We start from the raw sequence: 16159 nt of genomic DNA on the forward strand, positions 1-16159 counted from the left end.
CCTCCGGTCCTCAGCGCCCCGGCGGGCCGGGGCGCCCGGAGCGTCAGCCATGAACGCGACACATGAACATGCGACCTCACCGGTCCCATGCCGGTGGTAGGCCACGGGCCGAGCGCCCGTCCGCTCACAGGTACTGGCACAAACCTCGTGGCACGTACACTCCGTGGCCCGCACGCCCCACGTACGAGCCGTCCTCGATGACGGGGACGCCGCGCGACAGGACCGTCTCCACCCGCCCGGTGATCCGCTTGCCCTCGTACGCGGAGTAGTCCACGTACATGTGGTGCGTCTCGGCGGACAACACCTGCTCGGCCTCCGGGTCGTACACGACGATGTCCGCGTCCGCGCCCGGCGCGATCGTTCCCTTCCTCGGGTAGAGGCCGAACATCCGGGCCGGGGCGGCGCAGGCGATCTCGATCCAGCGACGGCGGGAGATGTTCCCGTCCACCACGGCCTGGTGCAGCAGATCCATCCGGTGCTCCACGCCCGGCATTCCGTTGGGGATCTTCGAGAAGTCCCCCATGCCCATGTCCTTCTGTCCCTTGAAGCAGAACGGGCAGTGGTCCGTGGAGACGACCTGCAGGTCGTCGGTCCGCAGCCCCCGCCACAATGCCGCCTGGTGCTCCTTCGGCCGGAGCGGCGTCGAACAGACGTATTTGGCGCCCTCGAAGTCCGGCTCGGCCAGGTTGTCGGTGGACAGGAAAAGGTACTGCGGGCAGGTCTCACCGAACACCGGCAATCCCTCGTCGCGGGCTCGTGTCACTTCCGCCAGAGCCTCCTGAGCGGAGACATGAACGACGTAGACCGGAGCGCCGGCGACCTGACTCAGCCGAATGACGCGATGTGTCGCTTCGGCTTCCAGGAGAGCCTTTCTGACCTCTCCGTGATACCGCGGATCACGTTCTCCTCGTGCGAGGGCCTGCTCCACGAGGACGTCGATAGCGATGCCGTTTTCGGCGTGCATCATGACCAGCCCGCCATTCGCACCCGCTCGCTGCATGGCGCGGAGAATCTGACCATCATCCGAATAGAACACTCCGGGATACGCAGTGAAGAGCTTGAACGAGGTCACGCCGGCCTCGATCAGGGCATCCATCTGCTTGAGGGAAGACTCGTTCACGTCGGACATGATCATGTGAAAGCCGTAGTCGATGGAACATTTACCGTTGGCCTTCTCATGCCATGTATCGAGACCTTTCCGGAGAGAGCTGCCTTTCGACTGGATCGCGAAATCGACGATCGTGGTGGTGCCTCCCCAGGCGGCCGCCCGGGTTCCCGTTTCAAAGGTGTCGCAGGACATGGTGCCGCCGAACGGCATCTCCATATGGGTGTGCCCGTCCACCCCGCCCGGGATGACGTATTTCCCTCTCGCGTCGATGACTCGGTCAGCCGTCCACCCCTGGCTGCCGGGAGTGGCCAGCGCGACAACCCGGCTCTCGTCCACGAGCACGTCCACGTGGAGTTCGTCGGACGCGGTGATGACCAGACCACCGGTGATCAGAGTGCGTGCCACAGCTCGGCTCCATTCGCTTCGGATCACGAGTTCTCGTCCAACGGGACCCCGGCACCGGCTCGCCGTCAGGACGGCCCCGCCCCGGCAGAGGGCGGTGGCGGGGGGCCGGCCCCTCCCCGCAGGGAAGCCGTCGTCGATGGCACTGTTGCCGTCGGCCTTCGCATGCCGGGCACCGAGTCGTTCGCGCAGGGAGCGGCCACTGGTCCGGATGGCGAAGCCGACGATCGTGGTGGTATCGCCCCCGGCCGCGGCCCGGGTCCCGGTCTCGAAGTTTTCGGCGGCGCAGACCCCTCCGAACGGCGTCTGACGGTACGTGTGTGCGTCGACGCCGCCCGGGACGACGAAGATGCTTCCGTTTTTCCCCGCCCAGACGGGTCACCGCGCCGCGTGCAGAGCCTCGCCGAGGATCTCCGCGCCCTCCTCGGCCTCGGTGACGGTGAGAGACAGGGGCGGAGCGATCCTCAGGACGCTGGTGTTGTGACCGCCGCCCTTCCCGATGAGCAGCCCGCCCGCGCGGGCCGCTTCGAGTACGGCCGCCGCGGCCTCCGGGTCGGCCTCGTCCGTGCCGGACTTCACCAGCTCGATGCCGATCATGAGCCCTCTGCCGCGCACCTCCCGTACGGCCGGTGAGCCTGCGCCCACCGCCCGGAGCCGCTCGATGAGCAGGCCGCCGACCCGCCGGGCGTTGCCCTGGAGGTCGTGCTCCAGCAGGTACGAGAGGTTGGCGAGCCCGGCCGCCATGGTGACCGGGGATCCGCCGAACGTCGAAATGGAGTGGGCGTCGAGGCAGTTCATGACCTCGGCGCGAGCGACCACTCCACCGATGGACATGCCGTTGCCGAGGCCCTTGGCGAAGGTGAGGATGTCCGGAGGCCCGTTCGAAGCGTGCGCCTGCCAGCCCCAGAAGTGGTCACCCGTACGCCCCCAGCCGGTCTGCACCTCGTCGGAGATCCACAGGATGCCGTGCCGGTCGAGGACCTCACGGAAGGCCGCGTACAGCCCGTCGGGCGGCGCGGTGAACCCGCCGACTCCCTGCACGGGCTCGGCGATCAGCGCCGCGACACCCCTGGTGTGCCCGAGCAGGTCTTCCAGATCGGCCACACAGGCCTTGATGAACCCTTCGTCGCTCAGCTCCGCGTACGGTCCCCGGCCGCGCACCCCGCCATGGACGTACAGCGTCTGCAGCGGCGAAAGGCTGGTGGTCGACCAGACCTTGTTGCCGGTGACGGACACCGCCGAGAACGACCTGCCGTGGTAGCTGTTGCGCATCGCCAGGATCTGGTTGGACCCGCGGTAGGCGGTGGCGAGCAGCAGGGCGGTGTCGTTGGCCTCGGTGCCCGACGTGGTGAAGAAGACCCGGGCGTCGGGGATACCGGACAGCGTGGCGACCCGCTCCGCGAGTTCGACCATCGGGCGGTTGAGGTAGAGGGTCGAGGAGTGGATGAGCCGGCCGGCCTGCTCGGCGACGGCCTTGGTCACCTCGGGCAGGGCGTGCGCGGTCATCGTGGTGAGGATGCCGCCGAAGAAGTCGAGGTAGCGGTTGCCGTCCGCGTCCCAGACACGGCGGCCCTCGCCGTGGGTGAGCTCCAGGGGGTGCCGGTAGTAGAGCGCCAGCCAGTCGGGGCTGACGGCCAGGTGCCGTTCGTGCAGTCCGGTCACGGCTCCACCAGCCCGTCGTACGCGTCCGGCCTGCGGTCCCGGTAGAACGCCCATTGCCGGCGGACCTCGTCGATCAGACCGAAGTCCAGGTCGCGTACGACGAGTTCCTCCTCCTTGTCGCTCGCGACATCACCCACGAACTGCCCGCGCGGGTCGACGAAGTAACTCGTGCCGTAGAAGTCGTTGTCGCCGTACTCCTCCTGGCCCACGCGGTTGATCGCCGCGACGAAGTACTCGTTGGCGACGGCGGACGCGGGCTGTTCCAGCTGCCACAGATGACCGGAGAGCCCCCGCGAGGTGGCGGACGGGTTGTACACCAACTGGGCTCCGTTGAGTCCGAGTTGTCGCCACCCTTCGGGGAAGTGCCGGTCGTAGCAGATGTAGACGCCGACCTTGCCGGCGGCGGTGTCGAAGACCGGCCATCCGACGTTGCCGGGCTTGAAGTAGTACTTCTCCCAGAAGCCCTTGACCTGCGGGATGTGGTGCTTGCGGTACTTGCCGAGGTACGAGCCGTCGGCGTCGATCACCGCCGCGGTGTTGTAGTAGAAGCCGGACTGCTCGACCTCGAAGACCGGCACGACGATCACCATGCCGGTCTCACGGGCCAGGTCCCGCATACGCCGGACCGTCGGCCCGTCCGGGACGGGTTCGGCCCAGCGGTAGTGCTCGGGCTCCTGGACCTGGCAGAAGTAGGGGGCGTTGAACACCTCCTGGAAGCCGATGATCTTCGCGCCCTGCCGGGCGGCTGCGCGCGCGTGTTCCTCATGCTTGGCGATCATGGATTCGGTGTCGCCGGTCCAGGTCGCCTGGACAAGTGCGGCGCGTACGACGTGGGCCACGAGCTGCTCCTTCGACGCGGCGTCAGAGAGCCTTTACGCGTTCTCTACGCCCGTAGCCACGGTGCGTAGGAGGAGAACGTAAGCCCCGTCACACAGCGGGGCAAGACCATCGCCGTGAACCGGCGGAGTCGATCATGTTTCACACTCGAGCGGTCCACACCATCCCCGGGGCTGTGACTCCGGTCCGTACGGAGTTCCGTACGCGGACAGGATGAAGGGTGCAGGCGAGGTGGGAGCCGTGTCGGTGCGAGCTACGAGGCCCGTGGCCGAGCCGGGAAGGAAGCCGGCGAAGGCGGTGAAGCGCGGGACCCGCCGGAGCGGTGCGGCAGCGCGTCGCCCGGGCGGGGGCGGAGGGTTCCGGATGAGGACCGGTCGCCAGCCCTACGGCGCCGCGATGCCCGCCATCCGAAGCGCGTGAATCAGGTCCCCCTCCCTCGCGGCAGATACCTCGCGTGCCGCTGCGAGCAGTTGGGGGACGAGGTGGCGTGGCCCTCCCTCGGCGATGCTCGCCGCGTCCCGCGGAGTCCGTACGCGGACGAACGCGCTGAGCAGTGCCCGCGCCTCGGGTTGCAGACCCGCCCGGTCGAGGGCTGAGACGGCGTCGGCGATCTCACCGGCGGGCCGGGCCACCCCCTGCCGGAGCAGCTGCCCGCAGTCGTCGGCGCGGCCCGCGGCCGCCAGCGCACCCGCGGCGGCGGCGAGTGACGCGGGTGGCTGGGAGGACACCTCCCACAGCAGGGTCGCCCAGTCGGGACCCAGGCCCGCCTCGTGCAGGGCGACGGCCAGCACCGGCAGATGCCCGGCCGGCCACGCTGCCGCCTCGCAGAGCACCACGTGCGCCTCACCGCTGCGGCCCTCCGCGCGTAGCCGTACGAGCAGCGCGACAGCGTCTGCGGCGGCCCGGCGCGCGGCGGGGCCGGGCGCCGGGGCCTGCGGTGCGGCCGGGCCGGCGCCTTCCTCGGCCGGGGTGCCGCCGAAGCGGGCCCCGCGTGGCAGGGAGGCGGCCGACGAGGGGACCGGCAGTACGGGCACCTCCGACGGGAGCGGACCCGCTTCCGCCCCGTCCTCGATCTCGAGGCCCGCGAAACGCGCACCGCGCGGCTTCCTGCGCTTCTTCGCGGGGGTGGGCGCATCGGATCGCGCACCGTCGGCCCCGGGCGCTTCCGGGCGGCGGGGGTCTGGGGCCGTGGGCGCGTTGCCGGGCTCCGGTGTGTTCATGTCCCCGCCTTCGTGGGACCGGACGTACGCCACCGCCCTCTCCGTCGCCGAGAGCCGGGCACGGAGCTCCGCACAGCGCGCCGTGGCACGGGCGTGGTCGTCCCGCGCCCAGGCCAACGCCTCCGTCTCCCCGTCCGCCCCGGCGGCCCGCATCCGCCGGGCCGCGTACGCCTGCTCCCTGAGCATCACGTTCAGCCGGTCGGCGAGGGCCTGCCGCCCGCCCGGGCGCCTGTCGTGCGCGGCCGCCGAGGCGGCGCACAGCGCGGCGGCCTGTACGGACTCCCGCACGGCGAACGCCGTGCCGCGCACCGCTGCGAGGTCCTCGAGCAACGACTCGACCACGTCCCAGGGCGGGACCTCCGAGCCGTCGAAGCAGGCGCGCATGCCTTGGGGATCGCGTGCGCAGAAGATTCCGTACCAGCCCTGCCCGGGATCGAGCGAGCCAGCCATGTCACGTAAATACAGCGCGAACGCCCTTACTTCCACCGCGTGCTGATGCTCTGTCATCGCCGCCCCATCGGTCGCCCGGGACTGGGACGTTCCAGTCCGCGGGCATTCGACCGCACGCGTGTTACGGGAGGACTACACGCGCTTTTCCGGCACGGTGCGTCCGGAGCGCGACCGGGGCCGGCGCGCCCCCTGTCAGAACGTGACGGCGATCCCGGTGTGGGGCCTCTTGCCGAGCCGGACGACCATGGCGGGCCAGTCCACGAGCCAGAACTTCCAGGTGTACTTGCGGGCGAGCACCTTGCGCGCCTCCGCGGTCCCGTCGCGGTCGAGCAGCCGGGCCGTCCCCTCGGTGCTCGGCGCGCCCTCGGCGATCCGGCCGCGGACGTCGCAGACGGTGACGAGGACCCTGCTGTCGTTGCGCAGCCGCTTGACCTTCCAGGAGTCGGACCGGGTCCAGACGTACAGCACGTCACCGTCCGCCGCGGCCCAGACAGGCGTGGCGACGGGCGTGCCGTCCTTCCGGTACGTGGTCAGGCTGACGTACTCACTGTGTGCGAAGTCCTGGAGAGTCACGGGCGCGACCCTACTCGGCCTGCGCGGTGAGCAGCAGCACCCCCCCGTTCCGCCCACGGCCTTGGGGGCTCCCGTCGGCCCCCGCCGTGAGGTCGCACAGCTGTCGAGGCCCCATCATGTCGGCTCAGCCGAAACACACCCCGTCATCGGTCGCCGTGGACGAACGAACGGGCCAGCGACCGGCCGGCGGCGACGGCGGCCCGGTGGCTCTCGATCGGCGACGCCTTGGAGTTCTTGAACAGGATGTAGGTGACGCCGGACGCGGTTCCGCCGCTCTTCGGATCCGGGTCGATACCGAGGGCTTCGGCCGTGGCATACGAGGCCTCCCCGATGATCCCGGTGGGTCCGGTGTCCCCGACGACGGCGTACTGCACCTTGCCGCGGTAGATGACGGCGGCCACACCGCCACCGCTGATCCCGGACTCGGTGTGTTTCCAGAGCGGCCCAGGGCCCGGTACGACGACGTACGGCAGCCGGGCGGCGTCCAGGGGCTTGCCCCGCGACGTCTGGAACGTTGTAGCCGGCAGGAAGGAGGGGTCGATTCTGTTGTTGCAGGCCCTGGTGATCCGGCCGTCGCAGTCGATGTCCATGTCCGCCTTCCAGAACACGACTCCCTTCGTCCCGCACACCGGTACCTTCGCCGGGCCGCCTTGGTCCGTTCGGTACTTCCCGTCGGAGATCCGGGTGCAGGTCTTCACCCGGGCCAGCAACTCGGCGGCGCTGACCGAGCCCTCCCCGGTCACGCCGTCGGCATCGCCGGCCGCGGCGGGAAAGGCTGTGGGAGCGAGCAGAACGGCGCCGGAGACGGCCGAGAGGGCGAGCATGCTCGTACGCACCGTGGGGGATGCCTTTCGCTGGACGCGAAGAACCCCGGCGGGTCCTTCCTCTTCTACGCGGCGGGGGCAGTCCCCGCCGCGCACGGCCTCGGGGCCGGCAGAACGCGACTGAGCGCGTTCTGCCGGCCCCGAGGCCACTGCTACTGCTGCTACTGATGACCGGTCACGAACGACCGCTCGGATACACCACCATGGCCGAGCCACCACCGCGCCGCACCTTTTCGGCGGCCGCGAGCCAGCGTCCGCCGGGGAGCCTCTGGATGCCCGTGGCGGCCCCGATCTCCGGGTTCGCCTTGAACACGTGCCCGAGCGCCTCGAGCTCCGTGCGCACCGGGCTGTTCCACAGCCCCGGCTCGATCTCGGTCGTGGCCGAGTTGCGCTGGCTGGCACGCGGCGCGGCGATCGCGTCGACCAGTGGCAGCCCCCGGTCCAGATGGCCGGTCAGCGACTGCAGGACGGTGGTGATGATCGTGGCACCGCCCGGCGATCCCAGGGCCACTACGGGCTTCCCGTGCTCCAGCACGATGGTCGGTGAGATCGAGGAGCGCGGACGCTTCGACGGGCCGGGCAGGTTCGGGTCATGCACCGCCGGGTTCGCCGGTGCGAACGAGAAGTCGGTCAGTTCGTTGTTGAGCAGGAAGCCCCGCCCCGGCACGGTGATGCCGCTGCCGCCCGTCGACTCGATCGTCAGGGTGTACGCGACGACGTTGCCCCACTTGTCGGCGGTGGTCAGATGCGTCGTGTTCTCACCCTCGTACGTCGTCGGGGCGGCCTGGCCCCCGGTGGCGCAGCGGGCGGGGTCGCGCGGATCGCCCGGCGCGAGCGGGCTGGTGAGGACCGCGTCGTCCTTGATGAGGCACTCGCGGGAGTCGGCGAAGCGCTGGCCGGTCAGCTCTCGCGTCGGCACGTCCTCGAACGCCGGGTCGCCCACCCAGCGGCCCCGGTCGGCGAAGGCGATGCGGCTCGCCTCGATGAGGCGGTGCAGGTACCGCGTCTCACTCGCCTTCGAAAGGTCGGTCGACTCAAGGATGTTGAGGGCCTCGGCCACGCTCGTGCCCCCGGATGAGGACGGTGCGATGCCGTACACGTCGAGGCCCCGGTACGCGGTCTTCGTCGGGGCCTGGCGCAGCGCGCGGTACGCCTTCAGGTCACCGGTCGTCAGGTCTCCCGGTCGCACCACACGCGTCGCCTCCGGGTCCACGGGCGGCTTCCGCACCGTCGACACGATGTCCCGGGCCAGCTCGCCCCGGTACAGCTCGTCTACGCCCTCGCGGCCCAGCGTCCTGTACGTACGGGCGAGGTCGGGGTTCTTGAACACCGATCCGGTGACCGGCAACTGGCCGCCGGGCAGGAACAGTTCGGCGGACGCCGGGAAGTCGGCGAACCGCGCATGGTTGGCCGCGGTCTGGGAGCGGAAGGTCTCGTCCACGACGAACCCCTCGCGGGCCAGCCGCTCGGCCGGCCGGAGCAGCTGTGCGAGCGGCTTGCTGCCCCAGGCGTCGAGCGCCTTCTCCCAGGTGGCGGGCGTACCGGGGGTGCCGACCCCCAGTCCGCTGGTGACGGCGTCGTTGAACGGGATCGGCTGCCCGTCCTCCAGGAAGAGAGAGGAGTCCGCGCTGCGTGGCGCGGTCTCGCGGCCGTCGACGGTCTGTACACGCCCCGTCCGGGCGTCGTAGTGGACGAAGTACCCACCGCCTCCGATACCCGCCGAGTAGGGCTCGGTGACACCCAGTGCGGCGGCGGTGGCAACGGCGGCGTCAACGGCGTTACCTCCCTTGCGGAGCACCTCGATGCCGGCCGCCGAGGCGTCCGGGTCGACGCTCGACACGGCTCCCCCGTAGCCCACCGCCACCGGCGACTTGGGGGGCGGCACGGGTGGCGCCGAGGCTGCGGGCGCCGCGGCGCCGAGTGTGCCGATGACGGCGATCACGATGGGGAACGACACATTCCGGCCGACGGAATGACGCATCCATACCTCCAGTGCAGGATCGTCCGCGCAGGGTAACGCCGCACCACCCGTATCGTCAGGACCGCCTCGGCCACACGTCCGAAAGGACCAGGTATGCCCGCTCATGCATGACGACGCACGAGCGAGCTCGGTCTCACGGTTGCCGGAATGAGCGGTGTGCGTCGCGAATTCCGCAGATCAAATGGGCTGGTGTGCGGGCATGTTGCTGTGCTCCCGTGGGTCGGGGACCGAATGTCCGCAGCGTGAGCTGTTGGGCGGCGGACCACAGCAGGAGGCTGCGCTTCGACATGGCCCAGCTGTCCCGGCGCATGTGGGTGAGTAATCGGTCTGTTCACCCGGAACGTGGTGGATTCCTTCGATCCTCCCACTGCCGCGATGGCCGTCCGGGAAGATCCGGACGGCCTGGCAGTCGGTGTGGCCACCGCAGCCCCCAGCCTGACGTTGCCGGCCTGCCCGGTCAGCCGGTGACCGCCGGTACCGCCGCACGGTCGGCGATCATGCGGATGATCTCCTGCTGATGCGCGACCAGGTAGAAGTGGCCGCCCCGGAAGACGCGGAACTCGAAGGCCTGCTCCGTGTGCTTCGACCAGGCCCGTGCCTCGTCGAGGGTGACCTTGGGGTCGTTGTCGCCCACGAGGCTCCACACGGGGCAGTGCAGCGCGGAGCCCGGCTCGTAGACGTAGGTCTCGGCAGCGCGGTAGTCGGCGCGGATCGCCGGCAGGGCCATGCGGATCAGTTCCGGGTCATCGAGGATGGCCGAGTCCGTACCGCTCAGCAGCCTCATCTCCTCGACGATGCCGTCGTCGTCCCGGAGGTGGACGGTCTCCGTGCGGGGCGCTCCGGGGGCCCGGCGCGCGGAGGCGAACAGAGCGTGCGGCACGACGCCGTGGTCGCGCTCGAGCCGACGCGCGACCTCGAAGCCGAGGGTCGCGCCCATGCTGTGCCCGAACAGAACCAGCGGGCGGTCCGCCCACTCCAGGAGTACGGAGGTCACCTGGTCGGCCAGTTCGGTGATCGTGGCGACGCAGGGCTCGGCCCGCCGGTCCTGTCGTCCCGGGTACTGCACGGCGAGCACGTCCGTGTCGGCGGGCAGGCCCGCCGACACGGGCCGGTAGAAACTCGCCGAGCCTCCCGCGTGCGGCAGACACACCACCCTGACCGCCGCGTCCGGACGGGGGTGGTAGCGGCGTATCCACAGGCGGTTGAGCTCAGCCGGCGTGGTCATGGGGTGCGGGTTCCCTTCGTTGCGGCGGCGCGGACCTGCCGCACCGAGCGTGCCCCAACAGTCTCACCGGCCGGGTGCGTGGGCCACACCCCTACCGCCCCCCTTGGCCGGGGGGCGGTAGGCGGGACTCACGCGTTGAGGTAGGCCAGGACCGCCAGGACGCGGCGGTTGTTGTCGCTCGACGGGGGGAGCATGAGCTTGGAGAAGATGCTCGAGATGTGCTTGGCCGCCGCGCCCTCGGTGACGGTCAGCCGTTGGGCGATGGCGGTGTTGGAGCATCCCTCCGCCATGAGTTCCAGCACCTCGCGTTCGCGGGCTGTGAGCGCGGACAGCGGCTCGTCGCGGGAGTGGGAGGTCATCAGCTGGGCCACGACGGCGGGGTCCATGGCCGTGCCGCCGGCCGCGACCCGGCGGACGGCGTCGATGAACTGCCCGTCGTCGAGGACGCTGTCCTTGAGCAGATAGCCGATGCCGCCTGTACCGTCGGCCAGCAGTTCGCGGGCGTACATCTGCTCGACGTGCTGGGACAGGACGAGGATGGGCAGACCGGGCTGCTCCCGGCGGGCGAGCAGGGCCGCCTGCAGGCCCTCGGTGGTGAACGTCGGTGGTAAGCGGACGTCCACCACTGCCACGTCGGGACGGTGTTCGGCTATGGCCTGCCTCAGGTCGGTCCCGTTGTCGACGGCGGCGACCACCTTGCAGTCGTAGGCCTCCAGCAGCTGGATGATTCCCTGTCTCAGGAGGAAGAGGTCTTCGGCGAGGACAACGCGCACGGCAACTCCATTTTCATGACGGTCGGACCGCCCGGGGGACTGTTGATCTCCAGGACACCGTCAAAGGATGCCAGCCGCCGGCGGATACCCTCCAAGCCGCTCCCGGCCGACATCTCGGCGCCCCCTCGGCCGTCGTCGGTGACCTGCCCGTGCAGGGCGCCGTCCGCGTACCGGAGAGCCACCTCGACCTGTCGGGCATCGGCGTGCTTGAGCGCGTTGGTCAGCAGCTCCGACACCGAGAAGTAGATGGCGGACTCGACCGGATCGGGCAGTTTTCCGGGCACGTCCGCCATGACCGTGACGGGCAGTGGACTGGCCAGGCCCAAAGCCCTTACGGCGTCGGCGAGTCCGCGCTCGGCCAGCACCGGGGGGTGGATCCCCCGGACCAGGCCGCGCAGTTCACGCAGCGCCTGCACGGAGGAGCTTCGCGCATCGTGCAGCAGCCGGCGGGCCTCGTCGGTGTTCCGGTCCAACTGCCGGTCGACGGCGCCGAGGGTGAGACCGAGGCTGACCAGCCGGGCTTGGGCGCCGTCGTGCAGATCGCGTTCGATGCGGCGCAGTTCGGCGGCCTGGATGTCGAGCGCGCCGGAGCGCGTCTCCGACAGGTGCCGCACCCGGGAGTCCAGGCGGGCGCGCTGGGTCGGGCCCAGCAGGAACAGGACGAAGTAGGCGTAGCCCTTCAGCACCCAGGGGCTGAGGTACAGCCAGCCGGCGAACACGGCGAGTGCCGCCAAGGCCACGGCGAGGGCGTCAGGCCAGCTGTCGACGGTGATGAACGCGTACCAGCGGCCTACGCCGTCGGCGGCGACGGGCCGCCACAGTCCGCAGGCCAGCGCCAGCCCCTCCGCCGCGTAGTACAGCAGCGCGGCCGGGGCGCAGCCGAGCAGAAGGCCGACGGCGCTGTTGAGGAGCAACCACAGCAGGTCCCGCCAGCTCGCCGGGTCGGCCAGGATCCACTTGCAGCGGCGCACCCAGCCGACGATGTCCTGTTCGATCTCTTCCGGCTCGGGCCGGTACGGCCGTTCCACCGGGACTCCGGAGCGTGCGGCGGCGCGCCGGTTCAGGTCGCAGAGCCAGCGCACCGCGGTGGTCAGGTGGGGCAGGGCGAGGAAGCCGATCCCGATGACGCACATGATGACGAAGTACGTGGTCGTGACGAACAGGACGACCGAGGTCAGGGCTCCGGCGGCAATCAGTGCGCCGACCAGTGTGTCCTGGGCGGCCCGGCTCAGTCGCATGCGCCCATCCTCCCATCCGCGAGGAAGGGCGAGGGATGGGCCGTCCCCGTACGGGGGTGCCGGGGACGGCCCGGTTGGGATGCGGCTCACGCGGCCTTCACCACGTCGACGGCGGGCGTGCGCATGCCGCGCCACGAGGGCAGGAGGGTGGCGCCGAAGATCAGCACCACGGACCCGCCGACGATGGCGAGGTAGATCCCGAGGGATCCGGAGGGCAGGTAGGAGTCGGCCTTGACCATGCTGTAGGGCACGATGGTGGTCGCCGCGGCGATCGTGCCGAGGACCGTGGCGATGATTCCGATGAGTACGCCCTCGACGGTCAGCATGCCGAGCACTTGGCGGCGCGTCGCCCCTGTCAGCTGCTGGAGGCCGAACTCCGCACGGCGCTTGCGGGTCACCGCCACAAGGGTGTTGACGACGGTGATGGCTGCGTATCCGACGATCATGGCGACGATCGTATAGTTCGCGGCGACCAGGATCTGCTGAATCTGGTTGTTCCGGCCGGCCAGTGAGTCTCCGTCGTCCAGCTCGGTGCCGGGCACACTCGCCGCCAGCCCGGCCAGTGCGTCGCGGACTTCGGCCGGGGCGCCCGGTTCGGAGCGGACCAGGATCTGGTGCGGGAGCCCGTCGCTCGTGTGCGGGGCCAGGGTCGCCACCGGCAGGGTCACGTACTGCTGCTTGGGGTTGTCGGTGTAGAGGGCGACGACGGTGGGGCGTACGGCGGTGCCGTCCCCGAGGCGCATCGGCAGCCGGTCGCCGACCCCCACGCCGTATTCCTCGGCCTTCTTGTCGGAGAGGGCGACGGTGTCGCCGCGCAGGCCGGACAGTGATCCGGCGACAGGCCGCAGGTCGAGGCTCTGCCGCACGCCGTCGGCGGACACGCCCCGCAGTTCGGCGTCGGCCGGCCCGCCGGGTGCGTCGACGAATCCGCGGCTGGTGACGAACTCCGAGGCCGCGGCCACACCGGGGGTCGCCCGGACCCGGTCGACGACGCCGGGGGCGAATCCGCCCGTGGTGGAGTCGAGGACGTAGTCGGCCAGGACGTTCTGGTCGTAGGAGCGCTGGGAGACTTCGTCCTCGGTGGCCTGCATGTAGAGGGTGCCGGTGGCGATGCCGATGAGCAGGACGATGGGCGCGACGGCGCCCGCCATACGGACGTTGGCCGTGGCGGCGTTGCGCAGGGCGAGCATGCCGGAGATGCCGGAGAAGGCGCGCACCGGCAGTCGCAGCAGGGCGACCATCGCCTTCGTGATGCCGGGGGCGAGCAGCGCCAGGCCGATGCAGAACAGTACGGATGCGGGTCCGGCGGTGCTGGCGAGGGTGGGGCCGTCCTCCATCACCGTGGCGGTGGCGATGGCGAGGCCGATGCCGTTGGCGAGGAAGAACAGCGCGATCAGCAGCCGCGGCACGCTGAACCAGCGGGTGCCCGCGGCGCTCTCCGCCAGGGCGGCGACCGGTTCGGTGCGGGCGGCGCGACGGCCCGCGAAGCGGGTGGCCCCGGCTGCGGCGAGCACGGTGACGACGGCGCCGACGGCCATCGGCATCCAGCCGGCGTGGTAGACGATCGCCGACGAGACGACGCCGCTGGAGGTGAGCACGCCGAAGAGCAGCCGGCCGAGCAGATAGCCCGGGTACAGGGCGAGCAGTACCGAGCCCACCGAGAGCACCGCCGTCTCGGTGAGGATCATGCGGCGCAGTTGCCGCGGGGTGGAACCCACGGCCCGCAGCAGGGCCATCTCCCGGGTGCGCTGCTGGAGCGACAGCCCGAGGGTGCTGGCGACGCCGAACATCACGATCAGCACCACGGACGAGCCGAAGATGGCCGCCAGGATCACGACGGTGCGCTGGCTGGAGAGGGTGCCGGGCAGTTCCGCCAGACCTCGCCGCTCACCGGTGAGTACCTCGGCCCGGTCGCCGACGGCGGACCGCACCACGTCGGCGACCGCCGCCGTGTCCGCGCCGTTCTCCGGCAGTACGCCGATCGAGTCGATTCGGCCGCCTGCCAGGGTGCGGGCCTGCTCGTCGCTGAAGAACACCGCCGCGTCTGGGTTGCCGCCGCCGCGCTGGCCGGCGACACCGCTGACCGTGAACTGCCGGGTGTCGCCGTTGACGACGATGTCGACGACGGAGCCCGGGCGGGCACCGGCGTTCTCGGCGAGCTCGGCGTCGAGGACGACCTCGCCACCGGCGGCGGGGGTTCCACCGGCGGCGAGGGCATAGGGGGTGAGCCGGGCACTGGCCCAGCCATGACCGTACGAGGCGTCCTCGCCGGTCAGCGCCTTGCCGTCCTTGAGAACGGTGGCGGGGAACGACACGTCGCCGACGGCCTCGCCGACGCCTTCCACCCGGGCCACCTCACCGACCAGCGCCGGGTCGATGCGGTGCCGTTCGGTCAGGGCGGCGCCGTCGTAGGACTGTTCGCCGGTGACCACGACCGGGGCGCCGTTCAGGCGCAGCGGATCGGCGGCCATCCGGACGCCGGTTTCCATCAGGCCGCCGCAGCCGATGACGATCGCGGCGCCGAGGAACATGGCCAGGAAGGTCGCGACGAAGCTGGTCCGCCGGAACTTCAGGGTGCGCAGGGCGAGCCGCCACATCAGTACATTCCTCCGGACGTCATCGATGCGGCCTGCTGGCGGTTCTCGTCCTCCCAGGCGCCGAGCCGTGTCATCCGCGCCGCGACCGCGTCGGCCGTCGGCCGCTGCAGTTCGCCGGCGAAGGCGCCGTCGGCGAGGAAGATCACGTGGTCGGCGTACGAGGCGGCCACCGGGTCGTGGGTGACCATGACCAGGGTCTGGCCGGCCGTGTCGACGGACTCGCGCAGCAGGGAGAGCACGGCAGACGCGGTGCGGGTGTCCAGGGCTCCGGTGGGCTCGTCGGCGAAGACCACGGCGGGCTGGGTGATCAGGGCGCGCGCGATGGCGACGCGCTGCTGCTGGCCGCCGGACAACTCGGACGGCAGATGGCCGAGTCGTTCGGTCAGGCCCACGCGCTGCACGACGGTGCGGATCAGGTTCTTGTCGGGCCGCTTTCCGGCGAGTTGCAGCGGCAGGGTGATGTTCTGCATCACGGTCAGAGCGGGCAGCAGGTTGAACGACTGGAAGATGAAGCCGATTCGATCGCGGCGAAGCATGGTCAACTGGGTGTCGTCCAGGCCGGCGAGGTCGGTGCCGCCGACGGTGACCGTTCCGGAGGTGGGCCGGACCAGGCCTGCGGCGCAGTGCAGGAACGTGCTCTTGCCGGAACCGGACGGTCCCATCACCGCGGTGAAGGTGGCGTCGGCGAAGCTCAAGGAGAGCTCCCGGAGCGCGGCCACCTGACTGTCCCCTCGTCCATAGATCTTCGACACGGTGTCCAGTCGTACCGCCTCCGCCCGGCGGAGGTCGTGTGATGTGTGCATCGGGCTCCCCAATGATTGACGCGCTTCGCACGCGGTGTCTGCAGATCAGATTAGGAGGGGCGGGGCCGCTGCACATTGGCTTTATTCCGCCGATTCGAGGTAGAGGTTTCTCTACCTCCGTACCGCATGTATGTGGAGTCGTGCGGCGGTTTCATGTCATGGAGCTATTTCCAACTCACGTCGAGGCGTGATGAAGGAGACCGTGGACGGATCCCCGCGACGCGGGTGCGACCCCCAGCAGGCGGCCGGCCGGCGGCAGCATGCCGTCCAGGGTCACGCATGTTCCCCTGCGCGAGGTCTTCTTGCCTCGGCCGGGGTCGGGGCGGGGCGGCCGGGGCGTCGACGGCTTCGACCATGGAGCGGTACACGGTCGTCATGGCGATACCGAACCCGGCGGTGAGCTGGGCGTATGCGTCCCCGCACCGTGGATGAGCCAGAACGGGCGGAGCCTGACAGCCGGCGGGAG

12 protein-coding genes and 1 pseudogene are annotated in these 16159 nt (G+C 70.5%); all 13 read right to left on the reverse strand.

What is annotated here, in order from left to right; genetic code table 11:
- Positions 1-124: 124 nt before the first annotated feature.
- Positions 125-1513 (reverse strand): dihydropyrimidinase, encoded by a 1389-nt coding sequence (hydA, locus tag ACWD04_RS11025; RefSeq protein ID WP_451130395.1) that lies wholly within the window; start codon positions 1511-1513, stop codon positions 125-127.
- Between the two features lie 123 nt (positions 1514-1636).
- A pseudogene (locus tag ACWD04_RS11030) lies at positions 1637-1858 on the reverse strand (dihydropyrimidinase); the annotation flags it as partial.
- A gap of 30 nt (positions 1859-1888) precedes the next feature.
- Positions 1889-3172: an aspartate aminotransferase family protein gene (locus ACWD04_RS11035; protein ID WP_451130397.1), complete on the reverse strand. Its 1284-nt coding sequence runs from the start codon at positions 3170-3172 to the stop codon at positions 1889-1891.
- Positions 3169-4011: a nitrilase-related carbon-nitrogen hydrolase gene (locus tag ACWD04_RS11040; protein ID WP_451130399.1), complete on the reverse strand. Its 843-nt coding sequence runs from the start codon at positions 4009-4011 to the stop codon at positions 3169-3171. The genes ACWD04_RS11035 and ACWD04_RS11040 overlap by 4 nt, the downstream gene beginning before the upstream one ends.
- A 381-nt stretch (positions 4012-4392) precedes the next feature.
- Entirely contained in the window at positions 4393-5736 is a 1344-nt protein-coding gene (locus ACWD04_RS11045) for a hypothetical protein (RefSeq protein WP_451130401.1), read from the reverse strand.
- A 135-nt stretch (positions 5737-5871) separates the two neighbouring features.
- On the reverse strand, positions 5872-6252 hold the full coding sequence (locus tag ACWD04_RS11050; RefSeq protein WP_451130403.1) for a PPOX class F420-dependent oxidoreductase: 381 nt from the start codon (positions 6250-6252) through the stop codon (positions 5872-5874).
- Positions 6253-6395: 143 nt separating this feature from the next.
- Positions 6396-7088: a glycoside hydrolase family 75 protein gene (locus tag ACWD04_RS11055; RefSeq protein ID WP_451130405.1), complete on the reverse strand. Its 693-nt coding sequence runs from the start codon at positions 7086-7088 to the stop codon at positions 6396-6398.
- Between the two features lie 163 nt (positions 7089-7251).
- Positions 7252-9057, reverse strand: a complete 1806-nt coding sequence (gene ggt, locus ACWD04_RS11060) for a gamma-glutamyltransferase (protein WP_451130407.1) — start codon at positions 9055-9057, stop codon at positions 7252-7254.
- A 457-nt stretch (positions 9058-9514) separates the two neighbouring features.
- Complete coding sequence (locus tag ACWD04_RS11065) at positions 9515-10282, reverse strand: thioesterase II family protein (RefSeq protein ID WP_451130409.1); 768 nt, start codon at positions 10280-10282, stop codon at positions 9515-9517.
- Between the two features lie 128 nt (positions 10283-10410).
- Positions 10411-11055, reverse strand: a complete 645-nt coding sequence (locus ACWD04_RS11070) for a response regulator transcription factor (RefSeq protein ID WP_451130411.1) — start codon at positions 11053-11055, stop codon at positions 10411-10413.
- Complete coding sequence (locus tag ACWD04_RS11075) at positions 11019-12293, reverse strand: sensor histidine kinase (RefSeq protein ID WP_451130413.1); 1275 nt, start codon at positions 12291-12293, stop codon at positions 11019-11021. Before ACWD04_RS11075 ends, ACWD04_RS11070 begins: the two co-directional genes overlap by 37 nt.
- A gap of 86 nt (positions 12294-12379) precedes the next feature.
- On the reverse strand, positions 12380-14890 hold the full coding sequence (locus tag ACWD04_RS11080) for an FtsX-like permease family protein (RefSeq protein WP_451130415.1): 2511 nt from the start codon (positions 14888-14890) through the stop codon (positions 12380-12382).
- Positions 14890-15693, reverse strand: coding sequence for an ABC transporter ATP-binding protein (locus tag ACWD04_RS11085; RefSeq protein WP_451130417.1), 804 nt, complete (start codon positions 15691-15693; stop codon positions 14890-14892). Before ACWD04_RS11085 ends, ACWD04_RS11080 begins: the two co-directional genes overlap by 1 nt.
- Positions 15694-16159 lie beyond the last annotated feature (466 nt).

This window comes from Streptomyces sp. NPDC002911 (genome assembly GCF_053591835.1).